Below are 18152 nucleotides of genomic sequence, written 5' to 3'. Positions count from 1 at the left end.
TCCGCTGTCTCGAACGAGTCATCCACGGGACATCAGCGCGGCCCGGTGCTCTCCCGGACGATCAGCTCCGCGGGCACGAGGTGCCGCGCGCGGGTGTCGCCGCCCGCCATCCGGTCTTCCAAGAGCCCGAACGTCTTCCGGCCGACCTCGATGAAGTCCTGGCGGACCGTCGTCAGCGGCGGGGTGAAGTACGCCGCCTCGGGAACGTCGTCGAAGCCCGCCACGTGGACGTCCTCCGGGACCCGAATCCCCGCCTCGGTGAACGCGCGCAGCAGGCCCAGCGCCATCTGGTCGTTGGCCGAGAACACGGCCTTCAGCCCGCGCTTGCCGACCAGCGCCCGGCCCGCCTCGTAGCCCGAGCGCGGGCTCCAGTCGCCGCGCACGACCGCCGGGACCCGCAGGCCGCGGCGTTCCAGGGTCTCGCGCCAGCCGCGTTCGCGGTCGCGGGCCTCCAGCCAGTCCTCCGGACCGGCGAGGTGCCAGACCGTCCGGTGCCCGAGGGCGAGGAGGTGCTCGGTGGCGCGGCGGGCGCCGTCGTACTGGTCGACCGAGATCACCGGCACCGGCGCCGACTCCCCGCCGCCGACCGCCACCACCGGGATGTCCCCGGGCACCGCGGCCAGGGCGCGCCCGGCCGTGACGTGCGGAGCGATGACGACGATCCCTTCGACCGCCTGGCGCCGCAGGCTCTCGACCGCGTCGCCGATGGACGTCCGGCCCGGCCGGGTGACGCTGCAGATCGCGACGCCGTACCCGGCTTCGCGCGCCGCGTTCTCGATGCCGTACAGGGTGCTCGCCGGCCCGTAGAGGTTCGACTCCAGCGCGACCACGCCGAGCGTGCCCGACCGACCGGTGACCAGCGTCCGCGCGGCGGTGTTGGGCCGGTACCCGAGCTTGTGCACCGCGGCGAGGACCCGCTCGCGGGTCTCCGGGCGCACCGGCCCGCTCTCGTTGACCACGCGCGAGACGGTCATGTGCGACACCCCGGCCAGGCCGGCGACGTCGGCCAGGCTGGGCTGCCGCGGCCCCGGGGCCGACGTCCTGGCCTGCTCCCCCGGCTTCGCCCGGTCCACCACCCTGGCCCCTTCCACCTCACGCCGTGTCCCCACGCACGAGACCGTACCGCCGAAGGGGCCGCCACCGGCGGACGCCGGGCGCGTCAGGACCAGCCGAGCGGGCCGGAGAGCGCTTTCACGACCGCCGTGACGTTCTGCGACGCCTTCGCCCACGTGGTGGCGGCGGGCTGGGCGCTCAGCACGACGACGACGTAGCGGCGCCCGCCGACGAGCCCGCTGGTGTGCAGGTCGCGGCCCGGGTCGCAGCAGGACCAGCCCTGCTTAACCGCCCAGTCGGTGGCGGTGACCGCGCCCGGGATGCCGAAGAACTGGTCGAAGCCGTCCGCGCCGTGTTCGGTGGCGCCGTCGAGGGCGGGCAGGACGACCTGCCGGGTGGCGGCGGGGGCCTGGTCCATCAGGTACCGGTAGGTGCGGACGAGGTCGGCGGCCGTGACGAGGGTGCTGCCCCAGTGCCCGGCGTCGCCGGGCGGGATCGTCGACCTCAGGCCGATCCGCGCCGCCCACGACGTGACGATCGCCGGGCCGCCGAGCGTCGTCCAGAGCCGGCTCGCGACGTCGTCGTCACTGCGCGAAAGCATCTCGGCGACCTCGTCGGCCGGCCGGCCCCGCCGCAGGGCTTCGAACGCGATGAACAGCTTGACCAGCGACGCGGAGGTGTACGTCGCGTCCGGGCGGTAGGAGACGAGGGCGCGGTCGTTCTTGCGGTCGTACACCAGCACGCTGAGCTTCCCGGGCACGAGCTTCGCCAGCGAGGCGCCGTCCGGCACCGGCTCCTCCCGCGGCTTCGCCGGGGTCTCCGGCGGCGCCGACGTGGCCGTCGTGGCCACGCTCGTCGTGAGCGGAGGCGCGGTCCCGAGCGACGGGCCGGCGGCCGCGTCGGGGCCCGCCGGCCGGACCGCCGAGGCCACGACGAGCATCGCCACCACCGCGCCGGCACACGTCCCGGCCAGCAGCATCGCGTTTCCCCTGTGCATACCGGCTTCTTGTCCGCACCCCCCGGCACTGTTCGCCCGATCGGGGCAGAATGTGGCCTGCGTCTCATCCGGCCGGGCCATCGGGGACGCGGGCGGCGGGTCGCGACAACCAGTACCGTGACCAGAATCGTGGAACGGCTCGACCGGCCCGACCTCGCCGCCAGGGATCCGAAAGAGGTCTTCTCGCGGCTCTTCGACGAGTACGCCCATCCGCTGCGCGGGTACCTCGCGGGGCGGGTGGGCGTGCACGCCGCCGACGACCTCGTGGCCGAGACGTTCGTCGTCGCGCTGCGAAGACGCGCCAGCTACGACCCCGCCAAGGCGCCGATCCGCGGCTGGCTCTACGGGATCGCGACCAACCTGCTGCGCAACCACGTGCGCCAGGAGGTCCGCGGGTTCCAGCTGACGGCGAAGGCCGGCGCCGAAGAGCGTCCGGAAGAGAACCACGACGCCGCGGTGGCCGGCCGGGTCGACGCGGCCGCGCGCCTGCGCGTCCTCGCCGGCGAGCTCGCCGCGCTGTCCGAACAGGACCGTGACGTCCTGCTGCTCACGTCCTGGGCCGGGCTCGAACCGGGCGAAGTCGCCGAAGCGCTCGGCGTGCCCGCCAGCACGGTCCGCTCGCGCCTGCACCGCGTCCGCCACCGCCTCCAGGCCCTGCTCGTCCCCACCGAGGAGAACCCCCATGCCTGAGCTCGACGAAACCCTCGAGCTGCTCCACCGCGACGCCCGCACGGCGCCCGCCGACCTCTCCGCGGCCCGCGCGCGGCTGATGGCCGAGCTGGACGCCGGATCGGCCGTGGTCCCGCTGCGGCCGAAGCGGACCCGCCGGTTCGCGCTGCCGGTCGCCGCCGCCGTGGCCGGCGTCGTCGCGGTGACGGTCGTCGTCGTCCAGACGGGCTCGTCCGGGCCGGTGGCCATGCCCCCGCCGTCGGCACCGTCTCCGAGCACGAACCCGACCGCGAACTGGCCCGACATCAAGCTGATGTCGGCGGTGCAGGTGCTGAACCGGGCGGCCGACCTCAGCGTCGGCGCGGTCGACCAGCCCGTCGGGCCCGGCCAGTTCCGGTACGTCGCCGAGCACACGTGGGTCGGGCGCGGCGTCCAGTCCGGCGACGCCACCGGCTACACCTACCTGTGGGAGCAGCAGATCGACCGCTGGATCCCGGCCGACGCCCACGACGTCTGGCAGGAGAACCGCAAGATCCTGAACACCGGGAAGTTCCTCGGCGGTTCGCGGCCGCAGGCCCAGTCGCCCGAGCCGGAGATCACGGACACCGACCAGGGCCAGTGGCAGGGCCGGTGCGGCGACTTCTTCCCGAAGGCCAAGCCGCCCAAGAAGTGCGACGACCCCACCGACTGGGACAGCCCGGCGTTCTACGCGACACTGCCGCACGACCCGGCGGCGCTGTACGCGAAGCTGCAGAGCCTGACGAAGGGCCGCGGCTCGACGCCGTCGGCGATGTTCCACTTCGGCACCGAGATCCTCCGGGCCGGCGTGATGCCGGCCGAGCTGCGCGCGCAGTGGTACCGGGCGCTGGCGAGGATCCCGGGCATGACGGTGCTGGCGGCGGAGACGAACCTCGACGGCCGCACCGGCGTCGCGCTCGGCCTCGACGACCGCCACGAGATCCGGCAGCTGATCGTCGACCCGGTGACGGGCCAGTTCATCGGCGAGCGCCAGGTCGCCGGCGCGGAGCCGGACGAGCCGTGGATCAAGCCGGGCACGGAGATCGGCGCGAGCGCGATCTCGACCGCGGTCGCCGGTCGCCTCGGTGAGGTCCCGGCCAAGTAGCGCACCGGCCGGCGCCCTGGGCGGGGCGCCGGCCGGCCACCGGCTACGGTCGGCTCATGACGACCGGGAGGACCACCGCGCCGGCGCGGTCCGTGGTGGACGGCGCCGATCCGCCGCCGTGCTAGCCGTCCTGCTGCTGGCCGTACCGGTCGGGATCTTCATCGGCATGATCGGCATCGGCGGGGTCCTCCTGCCGCCCGCGCTCACCTGGCTCGCCGGGCTCGACATCCACGCGGCGGCCGGCACCAGCAGCTGGTGCTTCCTGTTCACCGGCATCGTCGGCACCGCCGCCTACGCGCGTCACCAGGCCATGCCGTGGCGCTTCGGCGGCTGGCTCACCCTCGGCGCGGCACCGGCCGCGGCGGCCGGCGCCCTCGTGAACGGCGTCGTCCCGGCGACGGTCCTCTGGCTGTTCCTGGCCACCGTCACCGCCGGCTCCGGCGCCTTCAACCTCTGGGCACGGCCACGCGAAGGGCGCGAGCTGCCCGCGCCCGCCGCCGCCGCGGTCGGGGCGGTGGTCGGGTTCGGCTCGGCGCTGACCGGCACGGGCGGGCCGGTGCTGCTCGTCCCGGTGCTGCTCGCCCTCGGCGTGCCCGCGTTGACGACGATCGCGGCGGGACAGCTGATCCAGCTCCCGCTCGTGGGGTTCGCGACGCTCGGCTACGCGGCGCAGGACTCCGTCCACTTCGGACTCGGCAGCGTCCTCGGCGTGCTGGCCGGCGCCGGCACCCTGCTCGGCACGCGGCTGGCCCGGCGGCTGCGCGGGCGCAGCCTCCACCGCGTCGCCTCGGCGGCCCTCGTCGCCTTCGGCGCGTTCCTCTTCGTCCTCTCGTTCCTCCCGCGCTAGGCCGGGGCGAGGCGCACGCAGCACGAACCGGGGCTCGGGTCCAGGCACGCCCGCAGCCGCCGCTCGCCCGCGCCGTCGAGCAGGCCTTCGACCAGCCCGAGGTTCATCTCGCAGACCAGCCGCGGGTGCGCTACCGCCAGCCGCTGGAACGGGCAGTTGCCGAGCAGCACCCCGTCGCCCTCGACGCGCGGTTCGAACCCGTGCTCCTCGAGCGTGGCGACGACGTCCGGGACGCCGGCGGCCAGCGCGGCTCCGTGGTCGCGAGCGCGCCGCCCCAGGATTTCGCGCGCCGAGCCGCCGGTTGCGTCGGCCTCCTCGATCGCGGACGCGAGCAGCTCGCCGGCCAGCTCGTAGTGCCGCTCGGGCACCGAGACGCTCACCTGCCGGTCGGACCGGCGGTAGAGCTTGGCCGGGCGGCCCGCGCCCGGCCCGGTCCGGCCGCTGCGCCGCTCGTACTCGGCCACCAGCAGCCGCTCCTCCACCAGCCGGTCCAGGTGGAAGGCGACGGTCGGCCGGGCCACGCCGAGCGCCGAAGCGACGTCGTCGCGGCTCACCGGATCCGGGCGCCGGACGACGTATTCGTACAGCCGCCGGCGCGTCGGCTCGTCGAGCGCCGCGACCGCGGCCAGCGCGCCGGCCTGGGACTTGTGCATCCGAGCACTCTAAAACAAATAACCGTTGACGAAAACCCCGGCGGCCTTCTAACGTCGGCTCGACTTGGTTTTAGAAGGAGGCCTCCGTGACCGTCGATCCGATCCCGCTGCGGCACCTCGGTGTCGTCCCCGACCGCGACGACATGGACCTGCACGCGGCCGAACGCGCGGTCGCCGACCTGTTGCGGGCACTGGGGAAGGACCCGTCGTCCGAGCACCTGGGCGACACGCCGCGGCGGGTGGCCAACGCCTACGCGGAAATGCTGCGCCCGCGCGACTTCCAGCTGACGACGTTCCCGAACGACGAGGGCTACGACGAGCTCGTGCTGGCCAAGAGCATCCCGGTGCAGTCCCTGTGCGAGCACCACCTGCTGCCCTTTCGCGGCGTCGCGCACGTGGGCTACCTGCCCGGCGAGCGGATCCTCGGCCTCTCGAAGCTCGCCCGCGTCGTCGAGATGTTCGCGCGCGACCTGCAGGTGCAGGAACGGCTGACCAAGCAGGTCGCCGACTGGCTGCAGGAGCACCTGGCACCCAAGGGCGTCGGCGTCGTGATCGAAGCCGAGCACCTGTGCATGTCGCTGCGCGGGGTGCGGGCGACCGGCGCGCTCACCGTGACGTCGTCCCTGCACGGGCTGCTGCGGCAGGAACCCAAGACGCGGCAGGAGTTCTTCGCGCTGACCGGGGTGGTCTCCTGATGGACACCCACGTCATCGCCGGCGCCGGGCTGACCGGCGCGAAGGCCGCGGAAACGCTGCGCGCGGAAGGGTTCGCGGGCCGGGTCGTCATCGTCGGCGCGGAGCCGGACCTGCCCTACGAGCGCCCGCCGCTGTCGAAGGGCTACCTGCTCGGGCAGGACGACCGGGCGTCGGTCTTCGTCCACGACGAGAAGTGGTACGCCGACCAGGGCATCGAGGTGCTCACCGGCCGGCGCGTCACGGCGCTGGACCGGGCCGCCCACGAGATCGAGCTGGCGGGCGGCGAACGCCTCGGCTACACGAAGCTGCTGCTGGCGACCGGGGCGTCGCCGCGGCGGCTGCGGGTGCCGGGCACCGAGCTGAAGGGCGTCCACTACCTCCGCCGGCTCGCGCACGCGGACCGGCTGCGCGACGCGCTGGCCGCGGGCGGCCGGGTGGTCGTGGCGGGCGCGGGCTGGATCGGCCTGGAAACCGCGGCGGCGGCGCGGACCTACGGCTGCGAAGTGACGATCGTCGAGCCGGGCCCGTCTCCGCTGCACGCGACGCTCGGGCCGGAGCTGGGTTCGTACTTCGCCGACCTGCACCGCCGCCACGGGGTCGACCTGCGGCTCGGCACCGGCGTCACGGGCTTCGCCGGCGACTCCGCGGTCACGGCGGTCCGGACGGACGTCGGCGACATCCCGGCCGACGTGGTGATCGTCGGGATCGGTGCCCGGCCCGAGACGCAGCTGGCCTCCGACGCGGGCTTGGCGGTCGACGACGGCGTCCGCGTGGACGCGTCCCTGCGCACGGAGGACCCGGACATCTTCGCGGCGGGCGACGTCGCGAGCGTCTGGCACCCGAGGTACGACCGCCACCTCCGCGTCGAGCACTGGGCGGCGGCGACGAACGGCGGCCCGGCGGCGGCCCGCTCGATGCTCGGCCTCGAGGTGGTCCACGACGACCTGCCGTACTTCTTCTCGGACCAGTACGACGCGGGCATGGAGTTCACGGGCTGGTTCCCGCCCGGCGGCTACGACCGCGTGGTGAAACGCGGGACGGACGAGGCGTTCCACGCGTTCTGGCTGGCGGGCGGCCGGGTGGTCGCCGGACTGCACGTCAACCGGTGGGACGACGGCCTCGACGCGGTCCGCGAGCTGATCCGCAGCGGACGGACGGTGGACCCGGCCGAGCTGGCCGGCCCCGCGCATTCCCTCACGAGCTAGCCGCGCCGGCTGCAGTGTCGTGAGTGGGAAACAGTGTTCTAACACTGTTTCCCACTCACGACGTCCGCTAGTTGTCCCGTCGGTGCCGGCCGCCGCGCGATGAGCCGGCGATCGCGCGCACCCGCAGCGCCAAGTCCCCTCGGCGGGCCCGGCGCGCGTACTCCAGCAGCGCTTCCACCTGTTCCTGCGGCAGCCAACCCTGGTCCGCCCCGGCTTCCAGCCGCAGCAGGTGCGTGACGAGCTCGCGTGAGTCCTCGTCGTGCTCGCCGGCCAGTTCCGCGAACCGGCAGGCCGCCTCGGCTTCGCCGTCGCACCACGCCGCCATCGCCAGGAGCGTCGCCGTCGCCGTCAGGATGTCGCCGCGGTGGATGCCCCCTTCCGCCGCCAGGTGCTCCGCCAGCTGGAAGCTGCGCGTGCCGACGCCACCGGCGCCTTCCCGGCGCACGGATCTGGCCAGCGCCTTGATCTGCTGCGTGACATAGTCCCCGCTCGACAACCCCGACATGCTGTCCCCTCTGCCGCGCACGACAACTCGTGCGTCACCCGACAGGTGTATCGCATCGGAGGCCAGATACGTCGGATGCCCCACCGGTTTCCGCCGAGTGGTCGCTTGATCAGCTCGAACGGCCGCCGTCGGCGCGTCGCTGCGACACGTACACCGCCGCAGACGTGCGCCGCTCGACCCCGAGCTTGTGCAGCACCGACGACACGTAGTTCTTCACCGTCTTCTCCGCCAGGAAAAGCCGCTCGGCGATCTGCCGGTTGGTCAGGCCTTCGGCGACCAGGTCCAGCACCCGCCGCTCCTGCGGGCTGAGCTGCTCGTACCGCGGGTCCGGGGCCGCCACGTCCTCGCCGCGCAGCTTGTTCATCACCGACGCGGTCAGCGTGGCGTCCAGCAGCGAGCCGCCGACGGCGACCGTGCGGACGGCGTCGACCAGCGACCGCCCGGAAACCTGCTTGAGCATGTAGCCGGCCGCGCCCGCCATGATCGCGCCGAAGAGCGCGTCGTCGTCCGAATAGGACGTCAGCATCAGGCAGGCCGGCGCCGGCTCGACGGTCGAGCGGATCTCGCGGCACACCTCGACGCCCTGCCCGTCCGGCAGCCGGACGTCGAGGATCGCGACGTCCGGGCGGGCCTGCGGGATCCGGACCAGCGCCTCGGCCGCGGTCCCCGCCTCGCCGACCACCTCGATGTCCTCTTCGGACTCGAACACGGTCTTCAGTCCGGTGCGGACCAGCTCGTGGTCGTCCAGCAGGAACACCGAGATCGTCATCGTCCACTCCCCTGCTCGCCGGTCCGGGCCGGCAGCTCCGCGGTCCATTCCAGCCGGGCGCCGCCGCGCTCGGCGGCCACCAGCTCGCAGTTCCCGCCCCACCGGGCCGCACGGGCGGCCAGGTTGGCGAGCCCGCTGACGCGCTCGCGTTCCGGCGGTGGGCCGGTTCCGTCGTCGCGCACGACCAGGCTCAGCCGGCGGCCGGCCCCGTCCACGGTGACCTCGACCGAAGACGACGTCGCCCCGGCGTGGCGCGCCACGTTCGTCAGCGCCTCGCGCAGCGACGCGATCAGGTCGGACCGGACGGCGTCCGGCACCGCGGCGTCGAGCGGCCCGTCGAAGCCGACGCGCGGCTCGAAGCCCAGCGTGTCCCGCGCGTCGACGGCCACCCGCAGCAGCTCGGCGCGCAGGCTCCCCTGCGCCTGCGCGGGCGCCTGCAGCGAAAAGATGCTGTTGCGGATCTCGCGGATCGTGCCGTCGAGGTCCTGGGCGAACCCGGCGACGCGCGCGCCGACCGCCGGATCGGCGATCAGCCTGCTGACGCCTTCGAGCCCGAGCCCGGTCGCGAACAGCCGCTGGATGACCAGGTCGTGCAGGTCGCGGGCGATCCGGTCGCGGTCGGAGAACACCGCCAGCTGCTGGCGCACCTCCTGCGCCCGGGAGAACTCGACGGCGAGCGCGGCGTGCCCGGCGAAGGTCTCGGCCAGCTGGACCTCGGTCGGCGTGAACGGCGTCTTGTCCCGGAACTTGGCGACGACCAGCACGCCCAGCGTCTCGTCGCCGACCACCAGCGGCACCGAGATCGCCGAGTCCAGGTCCTTGATCATCGCCGGCATCGTCCCGGGGCGGTCGCGCTGCTGCTCCTGCACGCGGTCGCCGTAGTCGCGCACGACGACCGGGCGGCGGGTGGTGAACGCGACCCCGGTGGCCGTCCCTTCGGTCGGCACGGTCGCCCCGGTGAGCCGGTCGGCGTCCTCCCCCGGCGGCTCGACGACGTCGAACACGAGACGCCCCGGCCCGTCCGGCCGCGCGATCGCCCCGGCGGTGCCGCCGGCCACGATCCGCGCGCGTTCGGCGATCAGCCGGAGGGTGGCGAGCAGGTCCTGCGAGCCGAGCAGCTCGCGGGTGACGTCGTAGGAGGCTTCGAGCCAGCGTTCGCGGCGGCGCAGCCGGTCGACGAGCATCGCCTTGTCCACGGCCATCGCCGTCGCGGCGACGAGCGCGCCGAGGACCTCCCGCTCGCGGCGGCCGAACTCGCGGCCGGCGGCGGGCTCGATCTCGAACCGGCCGAACTCCTTCGGCCCGGCCCGCACGGGCAGCTCGACCACCGCGTTGCCGCCGGCCCGGCCGGTTTCGGCGACGCCGCCTTCGGGACCGGTCACCTCGACGCGGGCGTGCCGGGCGCCGACCAGGTCGCACACCGTCGCCACCGCGGTGCGCAGCACCGCCGGGACATCCAGCTCCCGCGCGATCCCGGCCACCGCGGCCAGGATCGCCGGCATGCCGATTTCGTCCGCCACTTCCCGCCGACCCCACATGAGCCCGATCCCGGGGGTGTCCCCGGGCCGTCAAGGGTCCCACAGGCGACTGCCCGTGTCGGCCCAATCCGGTTCGTCCATCCGGTGGGTCGATCGGCGGAGCGCCTTTGTTACTCGCTGTGGCAGGCGATGCGGTGACCGGTGATCGCCTCGACCGGGATCCGCAGGAACCGGCGGCCGGCGAGGCCCGGACACGGGCACAGGCAGGCGATCCCGGCGCCGTCGGCCGGCGACTCGGTGGCGCGCCCGAGCAGGCTGACGTACCAGCCGGCGCCGAAGTCGTCGGCGAAGTCGTCGACCTCGAACGCCACGACGGCGTCGCGCGCGCCCGCGTAGAGGGGACTGCCGGTCGGCGCGGCGAACACGACGGCCTCGTCGACGACGGTGAAGCGCACCGGCCGGACGGCCGGCATCGCCCGGTGGGTGAAGATCACCCGGCCGAGGCTCGCCGTCCGGAGCAGGGCCAGGCTTTGCTGCCGGTCGAGCAGCAGCCCGAAGCCCACGTCGTCCACCATCGCGTCCCTGTGTTTCTCCTGTGAAAATCCCCGGCCTCCAGCGTGATCGGTGGGCCGAGGCGGCCGGTAGGGCCGTTCGGCCCGGCCACTCCGGGCCGGCTCCGGCGGGCACGTCGCGGGAGCCCGCACCAGGGCCGGAAGACCCGGGCCGCGGCGGCCGCCCGGCCGGTGTGGTGGCGACGCGGGGTGACTTAGCGTCGTGATCGTCCGATGCCGAAGAGAGGTCACCTCGATGCCGCCGCAGTCCGCCGCGGGAGAACCCGTGCCCACGGCGACGTTCACCCTCGATCCGGAGCAGGTCCGGTCCGCGATGACCGGCAACCGCGCCGCGGTCGCCGGGGTGCTGCGCGCGCTGCGGCCGACGGTGTTCCGCTACTGCCTCGGCCGGCTCGGTACGTGGCAGGACGGCTCGTCGGACGCCGAGGACTGCGCGCAGGAGGTGCTCCTGGCGGTCGTCGGCGCGCTGCCGGGGTACCGCTACGAGGCGGACGGCTTCCTGGCGTTCGTGTTCGGCATCGCGGCGCACAAGGTGTCGGACTTCCACCGCCGCCGGGCGCGCGACCGCACGAGCCCGGTGGCCGAGCCGCCGGCCGACCGCTGGACCGGCGGCGACCCGACGGGCGAAGAGGTCGAGCGCGCCGCGGGCCTGGACTGGTCGGCCGGGCTGCTCGACACGCTGCCGGCGCGGCAGCGGGAAATCCTGGTGCTGCGCATCATCTTGGGTCTCTCGGCCGAAGAGACGGCCGCGGCGGTCGGGCTGGGCAGCGCGGGCGCGGTCCGGGTGGCCCAGCACCGCGCGCTGACGGCGTTGCGGCGCGGCCTGCTGGCACAGAAGCGCGAGGCCTCCTGACGGCCGCGCGGCCGGAGCAGCCGTATCGAGGGACTTGGCCTCCCCCGATGCGGCGTTCCCGGCCGGTCGGGGGAGGCGGTCACGGTCACCGAAGCGGTGACGCGGCTTCGTCGTTGACGCTCTCCAGGCGGCGGCCGGTCGTGCGCGGGCCGAGGACCGCGATGTCCACCGCGACCACCACCAGCGCGCCGGCGACGACCAGGAACAGCGTCGTCGGGCCGTGCGAGTTCAGCAGCGGCACCAGCACGAACGGCATCGCGCCGCTCGCCAGGCGGGACAGCGAGTAGGTGCCGCTCGACGCCGTCGAGCGCAGCGCCGTCGGGAAGATCTCGGCCTGGTAGATGTGATAGGCGTTGGAGAACACGTTGCTGGTCGCGGTGTAGAGGAAGCCGAACACGAGGATCAGCCCCATCGAACCCGCGTAGCCGAACGCGATGCCGAACACCGCCATCGCCAGCACCGAGCCGACCACCAGGTACTTCCGCTCGACGCGTTCCACGAGCGGCAGCGACAGCGCCGAGCCGACCGGGTAGCCGATGTAGGTCAGCGCGGCGAACAGCAGCGACTGCGAAAGCGCGTACCCCTTGGCGGCCAGCACCAGCGGCACGAGCGTGCCGAAGCCGTAGTAGCCGAGCGTCTGCAGGATGTGGAAGACGACCATCATCCACGTCCGGCGGCGCAGCGCGGCGCCGAACAGCTCGCGCACCGGGGCGGCGGCGCGCTTGCGGGTGGTGCCGCGCGGCGGGGCGGGGCGTTCGTCGGCGACGCCGCGCGCCTCGGCTTCCAGCCCGGCCACCAGGTGCTCGGCCTCCTCGGTGCGGCCGACGGACTCCAGCCACCGCGGCGACTCGGGCAGGCCGCGCCGCAGCAGGAACACCGCGCCCGCGCCGAGCGCCCCGATCACGAACAGCCAGCGCCAGCCGGCGATGCCGAAGACCTCGTGCTCGGTCAGGCCGCGGGCGAGGAAGCCGACGACCGGGAAGCCGCAGAACGCGAGCGTGTACGCCCAGGCGATGAACCGGCCGCGCTTGCGCGCCGGGAGCAGGTCGGTGAGGTAGGTGTCGGCCAGCGGCGGCTCCGCGCCCAGGCCGATCCCCGCGAAGAACCGCGTCACCAGCAGCATCAGCGCGCCGCCGCTGAACGCGCCGAGCAGCGAGAAGAGCGAGTAGAGCCCGAGGTTCAGCAGGAACGCGCCGCGGCGGCCGAACCGGTCGGCGAGCCGGCCGAGCAGCAGGGCGCCGAAGAACATGCCGACGAACGTCGACGCCAGCAGCGGCGGCAGCTCCGCCTTCGTGAGCGAGAACTCCTCGACGAGCACCGAGCTGAGCACGCCGGTCAGGAAGACCTCGTAGAAGTCGAAGAACAGGCCGAGCCCGACGGCGACGGTGGCCCGGCGGTGCGTGCGGGTGATGGGCAGCCGGTCGAGCCTGCCCGCGATCGTGCCGGTGTCCGGCACGGCGGCGTCGGGGATGTTCGCCATCCGTCGTCTCCTTTGACTTCTCCACTATGTGGTTGGCCGACCCATAATGTGACGGCAGCCGCGCGGAGTCAAGGACAGTCAAGGTTGAGTCCGAGTGCGTCAACGGGCAACAGCGCACAGCCCGGTACGAATCGGGCACCGCCATCGGGTGCCGGAAGAGTCAGAGCGCGGCGACCCGCTCGACGCCGGGGCGGTACCCGAGCCGCTCCGAAGCGCGCCGGGCCGCCTCGACCACGACGGGGGCCAGCCGGGGCACGTCCGCCGGCGTCATGCGCTGGGTCGGCGCGCCGATCCCGATCGCCGCGCTGACCTCGCCGTTCAGCCCGAAGACCGGGGCGCTGAGCGACGCCGCGCCGAGGTCGCGCTCCTCGAAGCTGACCGCGTACCCCACGTCGCGGATCTGCCCGAGCTGCTCGGACAGCAGGTCGATGTCGACGGTCGTCCGCGGCGTGAAGCGCGCCAGGCCGTGGCCGATCGCGTCCTTGACCGCCAGCTTGTCCCAGGCCAGGAACACCTTCCCGGCCGAACCGGCGTGCAGCGGCATCACCATGCCGACCACGAACAGACGCACCACCGGGTGCCGGGACTCCGCCAGCGAGATCACCGTCCGGTACGCGCCGTCGCGGACGTACAGGCAGGCAGTCTCGCCCGTTTCGTCGCGCAGCTGCTGCAGCACCGGCCGGGTCAGCCGGACCAGGTCGAGGCCGAACGTGCCCGGCGCCGCCCAGCGGACCAGGCCGAGCCCGACGCGGTAGGTGTCGTCGTAGCGGTCGAGGAAGCCCTCGCGCACGAGGTTGTGCACCAGCCGCTGGCACGTGCTCGCCGGCAGCCCGGTCGAGCGGGTGATCTGCTGCAGCGTCAGCTCGGGGTCGTCGATCGTGAACGACTCGAGGATCTGCTTGAACTTGCGCAGTACGAGCACCGGCGTCGTGCCGCTGCGTTCTTCCTCTGCCATCGCCCCGCCCCGTGCCCGTGGTGTGCCGCACAGTCTATCCACGCTCGACGCTGTTGACTCCGCGACACTCGCCCGTATTCTGGGTTTAGAACTCACATCGTGGTTTGGAGTCGGGCATGAGTCAGCAAACCGGACCCCTGGCGGGCATCCGGGTGGTCGAACTGGGGAACTTCATCGCCGCGCCGACCGCCGGCCGGCTCCTGGCCGACTTCGGCGCCGACGTCGTCAAGGTCGAGCGCCCGGGCACCGGGGACGAGCTCCGGCGCTGGCGGCTGCACGACGGCGACACGTCCCTGCTGTTCCGCGCCCTCGGCCGCAACAAGCGCTCGGTGACCGTCGACCTGCGCCGCCCCGAAGGCCAGGAGCTCGTCCGCGCGCTCGCCGCCCGCAGTGACGTCCTCCTGGAGAACTTCCGCCCCGGCACCCTCGAACGCTGGGGCCTCGGCCCCGGCGAGCTGCGCGCGCTCAACCCGCGGCTGGTCGTCGTCCGCGTCTCCGGGTACGGCCAGACCGGTCCCTACCGCGACCGGCCGGGCTTCGGCGGCGTCGCCGAGGCGATCGGCGGCCTGCGCGCGCTCACCGGCTACCCCGACCGGCCGCCCACGCGCGTCGGGGTCAGCCTCGCCGACTCCGTCGCCGGGCTCTACGCGGTGATCGGCGCGCTGATGGGCCTGCTCCGGCGCGACCGCGAGCCGGGCGCCACCCCGGGTGAGGTCGTCGACGTCGCGCTGTACGAAGCCGTCTATTCGCTGACGGAGTCGCTGGTCGCGGACTTCGAAGCGTCGGGCGTCGTGCGCGGGCCGGCCGGCTCCGCGCTGCCCGGGGTGGCGCCGTCCAACACCTACCGCTGCGCCGACGGCAAGTACATCGTGGTCAGCGGCAACGGCGACGCGATCTTCCGCCGGCTCATGCACGGCATCGGCCGGGACGACCTCGCCGTCGACCCGCGGCTCGCGGACAACGCCGGCCGCGTCGAGCACGCCGCATTACTCGACGACGCCATCGGCGCGTGGACGGCGACGCTCACCCAGGACGCCGCCGAGGGCGTGCTGCGCGGGGCATCCGTCCCGTGTGGACCGATCCTGACCGCCGCCGACATCGCCAAGGACCCGCACTTCGAGGCACGCGGCATGCACGAGCGGCACCGGGTGCGCGGCCACGACGGCGAAGTCACCTTTCCCGGCATCGTGCCCACACTCACCGAGCGTCCCGGCCGCACCCGCGCGCTCGGGCCGGAGCTGGGCGAACACACCGAGGCCGTGCTCGCCGAGCTCGGCGTCACCGGCGAGGCGGTCACCCGCCTGCGCGAGAGCGGAGTGATCTGACATGACCGAAGTCCTCCTCACCGAGGTCGTCCTGCGCGACGGCCTGCAGGACGAAGCCGTCACCGTGCCGACCCACGAGAAGGTCCGGCTCGCCCGCGGCCTCATCGACGCGGGCGTGCGGTCCCTGGAGGTCGGGGCGTTCGTCTCCGCGCGCCGGGTGCCGCAGATGGCCGACACCGGCGAGGTCCTGAAGACGCTGCTGGACGCGCCCGCCGCGCTGCACACCCTGGTGTTCACCGAACGCGGCGCGCGGCAGGCGATCGAGGCGGGCGCGCGGACCGTCCGGCTGGTCGTATCGGCCAGCGACGGGCACAGCGTCGCCAACGCGGGCGTCCCGACGGCCGCCGCGCTCGACCGGCTGGCCGGGTGCGCCGCGCTGCTCGCCGCGGCCGGGGTGGCCGTGGAGGCGTCGGTCGCGACGGCGTTCGTGTGCCCGTTCGACGGGGACACCGATCCCGACCGCACCGCCGACGTGGCCGCGCGCCTGGGCACGATGGGCGCGCGCGTGGTCCACCTCGCCGACACGATCGGCGCCGCGCGGCCGAGCCAGCTGCGCGCCGTCGTCTCGGCCGTCCGCGACGAGCTGCCGGACGTCCCGCTCGGCCTGCACCTGCACAACACCTACGGCCGCGCGGCCGCCAACGCGTGGGAAGGCCTGACGCTCGGCATCCGGCGGTTCGACTCGGCGCTGGCCGGCCTCGGCGGCTGCCCGTTCGCGCCCGGCGCGTCCGGCAACGTCGCGACCGACGACCTGGTCGACTTCTTCCACCGCGAAGGCATCGCGACGGGCCTCGACGGGGAGAAGCTGGCCGAACTACGGGACCAGGTGGGACTCGCGGTGGGCCACCGCTTGGACTCGGCGCTGTCCGCGATTCCCGCCGTTCCGGCGGCGCTGCGCTGACCCGATGCTGTGAATGGCGGGTTCTGATCGCCGAGCGGCAGGAATCAGCCATTCACAGCCGGTTCGGCCGGTCATTCGCCGAGCGGGCATTCGGCGGGTCTCACCCAGGGATACGGATGCGGGTTCGGATCGGTTCAAAGTTTTTCGCCACACCCTCCGGAGCTGGACAACGCCCTGGTCGGCGGCCCAGGATGACCGCACACCCCGAGTACGCCGGAGAGGGACACGCGCGGCCGTCCAGCGTGATCCAGTCGCGGGCCGTCGTGCCCGCTTTTTCCGCGCCCCCCATTCTTGCGTCCATTCCCGGCACTTTTCGCGATCTCCCGCGACTACGGAAACGGAACCCCGGGTTAACGGTTCGTAATTGTCGGAAATCCCTTCTTGCCCAGTGTCAAACCCCGGTGTAGCTTCCATCACGGAACGATAACCAGCCGGTTGACGGCGTGGCCACGGGCAGGTGGCGGCGCACCCATCGATGTCGGGTCGGTGGCCGGCACGGAAATCGTTCCTCCCGCCGACGTCGCTTGAAAGACACAAGCCTGATGCGGATGAGCCTGGGCTCGTCCCGTCAGTGTCGCGCGCTCCCGCCAGCCCGACACCCCGGAGGATCCACCCATGTCCAGGTCCAGCACCCAAGGGCGCCATCGCATCTCCCGCAGAACGAAGATCGCGACCGGCGGCATCGCCCTCGCCCTCGCGGTCGGCGGCATCGTCGTCGCGACGACCACCGGCAACACCGGTGAAGCGAGCGCCGACGAGGCCAACCCCGCGTTCTTCGTCGACATCCTCAAGGTGCAGCCGAACCAGTTCGACCCGCGCCCGGTGTACGGCGCGTCGACCGGCACGTTCACCGTCGACTGCGGCCGCAACGAGAACGGCCACTTCAACCCCGACAACTTCATCGCGCAGCCCGGCGTCCGCAACGGCGCCCAGCACCTGCACGACTACGTCGGCAACCTCTCGACGAACGCCGACTCGAACAACAAGAGCCTCGCCAAGGCGGGCACCACCTGCCGCAACGGCGACAAGTCCGCCTACTTCTGGCCGGTCGTGCGCATCGACACCGGCGAGGAGGAGAAGAACGAGCCCGCGAAGAAGCCGGACGGCGACCGCGCGCAGGCCGACCAGGAGGCCAAGACCGTCCAGGTCGCGTGCCCGGACGTCGCCAGCAAGCTCACCGACGTTCCCGACCAGGCCATGGCCGAGGTCGACAGCAACCTCGACCAGCTCGACACGCAGACCGACGAGGCCAACCAGCGCGTCGCGCAGACGCAGGGCCAGGGCGGCGCGAACTTCGTCCAGAACGCCATCCTCGGCCCGCTGAAGGACCGGCGCGCCGCGATCCTCGAGCGGATCGCCACCATCATCGCCCGGTTCGCCCCGAAGCCGAAGGACCTCGGCGGGCTCGCGCCGTGCGCGCCGAAGCCGGGCAAGGACACCGGGACGCCCACCCCGCCGCCGAGCACCACGGCGGGCGGCGCGCTGCCCGGGCAGGACGAGAACAACGAGCTGCCGGGCAACGACGGCAAGATCCTGCGCCCGCAGCGGGTGCAGATCACCTTCCGCGGCAGCTCGGTGGGCAAGGTCGTGGCGATGCCGAAGTTCCTGCGCGTGCTCTACGGCGACGCGAAGGTCTCGACCAACGGGCCGGCCAACGCCCGCGCGAGCTGGACGTGCAGCGGGTTCGAGAACCGCGTCACGGACAAGTACCCGATCTGCCCGCCGAACAGCAAGGTCAAGCGGATCCACACGTTCCCGAGCTGCTGGGACGGGAAGAACACCGACAGCACCAACCACCGCACGCACATCGTGTTCCCGGACCAGTCCGGCCGGTGCGCCCAGGGGTTCAAGGCCGTGCCGCAGCTGCAGATCACGCTGACCTACGACGTCCCGCACGACATCCAGGTCAAGAAGCAGTACAAAGTGGACGCTTTCCCGCAGGAGAAGCACAACCCGGGCTCCGACCACGACGACTTCGCGAACGTGATGTCGCAGCGGATCATGAACGGGCTGGTCAACTGCGTCAACCGCGGTAAGACCTGCCGGGCCTGACACTCCACGCCAAAAGCCGG

Annotated in this window: 18 protein-coding genes; 9 read left to right on the top strand and 9 right to left on the bottom strand. The window is 73.2% G+C overall.

The features are described from left to right. Positions 1-32 precede the first annotated feature (32 nt). Positions 33-1076, bottom strand: coding sequence for a LacI family DNA-binding transcriptional regulator (locus ACZ7PG_RS36850; RefSeq protein WP_470244712.1), 1044 nt, complete (start codon positions 1074-1076; stop codon positions 33-35). A gap of 83 nt (positions 1077-1159) precedes the next feature. After that, complete coding sequence (locus ACZ7PG_RS36845) at positions 1160-2050, bottom strand: serine hydrolase (RefSeq protein WP_470243802.1); 891 nt, start codon at positions 2048-2050, stop codon at positions 1160-1162. Between the two features lie 117 nt (positions 2051-2167). On the opposite strand from ACZ7PG_RS36845, the gene ACZ7PG_RS36840 reads away from it, so the two are divergent. The 3 genes from ACZ7PG_RS36840 to ACZ7PG_RS36830 are packed head-to-tail and all read left to right on the top strand — an operon-like array spanning position 2168 to position 4689. Further along, the gene (locus ACZ7PG_RS36840; protein ID WP_470243801.1) at positions 2168-2740 is read left to right on the top strand and encodes an RNA polymerase sigma factor; all 573 of its coding nucleotides are present in this window, start codon (positions 2168-2170) and stop codon (positions 2738-2740) included. Then, positions 2733-3842, top strand: coding sequence for a CU044_5270 family protein (locus tag ACZ7PG_RS36835; RefSeq protein WP_470243800.1), 1110 nt, complete (start codon positions 2733-2735; stop codon positions 3840-3842). Before ACZ7PG_RS36840 ends, ACZ7PG_RS36835 begins: the two co-directional genes overlap by 8 nt. After that, entirely contained in the window at positions 3823-4689 is an 867-nt protein-coding gene (locus tag ACZ7PG_RS36830) for a sulfite exporter TauE/SafE family protein (RefSeq protein ID WP_470243799.1), read from the top strand. Before ACZ7PG_RS36835 ends, ACZ7PG_RS36830 begins: the two co-directional genes overlap by 20 nt. Here ACZ7PG_RS36830 and ACZ7PG_RS36825 read toward each other — a convergent pair. Then, positions 4686-5342: a helix-turn-helix transcriptional regulator gene (locus tag ACZ7PG_RS36825; RefSeq protein ID WP_470243798.1), complete on the bottom strand. Its 657-nt coding sequence runs from the start codon at positions 5340-5342 to the stop codon at positions 4686-4688. The genes ACZ7PG_RS36830 and ACZ7PG_RS36825 overlap by 4 nt on opposite strands. Positions 5343-5485: 143 nt before the next feature. Here ACZ7PG_RS36825 and folE point away from each other — a divergent pair, with 143 nt between their 5' ends. Then, positions 5486-6037, top strand: coding sequence for a GTP cyclohydrolase I FolE (folE, locus tag ACZ7PG_RS36820; RefSeq protein WP_470244711.1), 552 nt, complete (start codon positions 5486-5488; stop codon positions 6035-6037). Next, complete coding sequence (locus ACZ7PG_RS36815; RefSeq protein WP_470243797.1) at positions 6037-7242, top strand: NAD(P)/FAD-dependent oxidoreductase; 1206 nt, start codon at positions 6037-6039, stop codon at positions 7240-7242. Before folE ends, ACZ7PG_RS36815 begins: the two co-directional genes overlap by 1 nt. 67 nt (positions 7243-7309) lie before the next feature. On the opposite strand, the gene ACZ7PG_RS36810 is transcribed toward ACZ7PG_RS36815, so the two are convergent. From ACZ7PG_RS36810 to ACZ7PG_RS36795, 4 genes are all read right to left on the bottom strand, one after another. Then, complete coding sequence (locus ACZ7PG_RS36810; protein WP_470243796.1) at positions 7310-7747, bottom strand: hypothetical protein; 438 nt, start codon at positions 7745-7747, stop codon at positions 7310-7312. 109 nt (positions 7748-7856) lie between these two features. After that, a complete protein-coding gene (locus tag ACZ7PG_RS36805; RefSeq protein WP_155543709.1) occupies positions 7857-8516 on the bottom strand; it encodes a response regulator in 660 nt (219 codons plus the stop codon). Then, positions 8513-10018 (bottom strand): GAF domain-containing sensor histidine kinase, encoded by a 1506-nt coding sequence (locus tag ACZ7PG_RS36800; RefSeq protein WP_470244710.1) that lies wholly within the window; start codon positions 10016-10018, stop codon positions 8513-8515. Before ACZ7PG_RS36800 ends, ACZ7PG_RS36805 begins: the two co-directional genes overlap by 4 nt. A gap of 146 nt (positions 10019-10164) precedes the next feature. Then, complete coding sequence (locus ACZ7PG_RS36795) at positions 10165-10569, bottom strand: pyridoxamine 5'-phosphate oxidase family protein (RefSeq protein WP_470243795.1); 405 nt, start codon at positions 10567-10569, stop codon at positions 10165-10167. A 232-nt stretch (positions 10570-10801) separates the two neighbouring features. On the opposite strand from ACZ7PG_RS36795, the gene ACZ7PG_RS36790 reads away from it, so the two are divergent. Then, positions 10802-11419: a sigma-70 family RNA polymerase sigma factor gene (locus ACZ7PG_RS36790; RefSeq protein ID WP_470243794.1), complete on the top strand. Its 618-nt coding sequence runs from the start codon at positions 10802-10804 to the stop codon at positions 11417-11419. An 85-nt stretch (positions 11420-11504) separates the two neighbouring features. On the opposite strand, the gene ACZ7PG_RS36785 is transcribed toward ACZ7PG_RS36790, so the two are convergent. After that, on the bottom strand, positions 11505-12899 hold the full coding sequence (locus ACZ7PG_RS36785) for an MFS transporter (protein WP_470243793.1): 1395 nt from the start codon (positions 12897-12899) through the stop codon (positions 11505-11507). Between the two features lie 160 nt (positions 12900-13059). Next, positions 13060-13854: an IclR family transcriptional regulator gene (locus ACZ7PG_RS36780; protein WP_470243792.1), complete on the bottom strand. Its 795-nt coding sequence runs from the start codon at positions 13852-13854 to the stop codon at positions 13060-13062. A 116-nt stretch (positions 13855-13970) separates the two neighbouring features. Between ACZ7PG_RS36780 and ACZ7PG_RS36775 the strand changes: the two genes are divergently transcribed. The 3 genes from ACZ7PG_RS36775 to ACZ7PG_RS36765 all read left to right on the top strand — a co-directional run bounded on the left by ACZ7PG_RS36775 (position 13971) and on the right by ACZ7PG_RS36765 (position 18132). Then, positions 13971-15179, top strand: coding sequence for a CaiB/BaiF CoA transferase family protein (locus ACZ7PG_RS36775; RefSeq protein ID WP_470243791.1), 1209 nt, complete (start codon positions 13971-13973; stop codon positions 15177-15179). Position 15180: 1 nt separating this feature from the next. Further along, positions 15181-16080 (top strand): hydroxymethylglutaryl-CoA lyase, encoded by a 900-nt coding sequence (locus ACZ7PG_RS36770; RefSeq protein ID WP_470243790.1) that lies wholly within the window; start codon positions 15181-15183, stop codon positions 16078-16080. A 615-nt stretch (positions 16081-16695) separates the two neighbouring features. Continuing rightward, positions 16696-18132, top strand: a complete 1437-nt coding sequence (locus ACZ7PG_RS36765; RefSeq protein ID WP_470243789.1) for a DUF1996 domain-containing protein — start codon at positions 16696-16698, stop codon at positions 18130-18132. The last annotated feature ends 20 nt before the right edge of the window (positions 18133-18152 follow it).

The sequence above is a fragment of the Amycolatopsis sp. NPDC114504 genome (genome assembly GCF_055633595.1).
The sequence above is the reverse complement of the archived record's forward strand: the minus strand, read 5'-3'. Positions and strand labels throughout refer to the sequence as shown.

What these genes read in the sequence shown, in the direction of transcription:
- ACZ7PG_RS36845 (WP_470243802.1), bottom strand. Translation starts at nt 2,050, where the DNA reads ATGCACAGGGGAAACGCGATGCTGCTGGCCGGGACGTGTGCCGGCGCG.
- ACZ7PG_RS36835 (WP_470243800.1), top strand. Translation starts at nt 2,733, where the DNA reads ATGCCTGAGCTCGACGAAACCCTCGAGCTGCTCCACCGCGACGCCCGC.
- ACZ7PG_RS36825 (WP_470243798.1), bottom strand. Translation starts at nt 5,342, where the DNA reads ATGCACAAGTCCCAGGCCGGCGCGCTGGCCGCGGTCGCGGCGCTCGAC.
- folE (WP_470244711.1), top strand. Translation starts at nt 5,486, where the DNA reads ATGGACCTGCACGCGGCCGAACGCGCGGTCGCCGACCTGTTGCGGGCA.
- ACZ7PG_RS36815 (WP_470243797.1), top strand. Translation starts at nt 6,037, where the DNA reads ATGGACACCCACGTCATCGCCGGCGCCGGGCTGACCGGCGCGAAGGCC.
- ACZ7PG_RS36810 (WP_470243796.1), bottom strand. Translation starts at nt 7,747, where the DNA reads ATGTCGGGGTTGTCGAGCGGGGACTATGTCACGCAGCAGATCAAGGCG.
- ACZ7PG_RS36805 (WP_155543709.1), bottom strand. Translation starts at nt 8,516, where the DNA reads ATGACGATCTCGGTGTTCCTGCTGGACGACCACGAGCTGGTCCGCACC.
- ACZ7PG_RS36800 (WP_470244710.1), bottom strand. Translation starts at nt 10,018, where the DNA reads ATGCCGGCGATCCTGGCCGCGGTGGCCGGGATCGCGCGGGAGCTGGAT.
- ACZ7PG_RS36795 (WP_470243795.1), bottom strand. Translation starts at nt 10,569, where the DNA reads ATGGTGGACGACGTGGGCTTCGGGCTGCTGCTCGACCGGCAGCAAAGC.
- ACZ7PG_RS36790 (WP_470243794.1), top strand. Translation starts at nt 10,802, where the DNA reads ATGCCGCCGCAGTCCGCCGCGGGAGAACCCGTGCCCACGGCGACGTTC.
- ACZ7PG_RS36785 (WP_470243793.1), bottom strand. Translation starts at nt 12,899, where the DNA reads ATGGCGAACATCCCCGACGCCGCCGTGCCGGACACCGGCACGATCGCG.
- ACZ7PG_RS36780 (WP_470243792.1), bottom strand. Translation starts at nt 13,854, where the DNA reads ATGGCAGAGGAAGAACGCAGCGGCACGACGCCGGTGCTCGTACTGCGC.
- ACZ7PG_RS36775 (WP_470243791.1), top strand. Translation starts at nt 13,971, where the DNA reads ATGAGTCAGCAAACCGGACCCCTGGCGGGCATCCGGGTGGTCGAACTG.
- ACZ7PG_RS36770 (WP_470243790.1), top strand. Translation starts at nt 15,181, where the DNA reads ATGACCGAAGTCCTCCTCACCGAGGTCGTCCTGCGCGACGGCCTGCAG.
- ACZ7PG_RS36765 (WP_470243789.1), top strand. Translation starts at nt 16,696, where the DNA reads ATGTCCAGGTCCAGCACCCAAGGGCGCCATCGCATCTCCCGCAGAACG.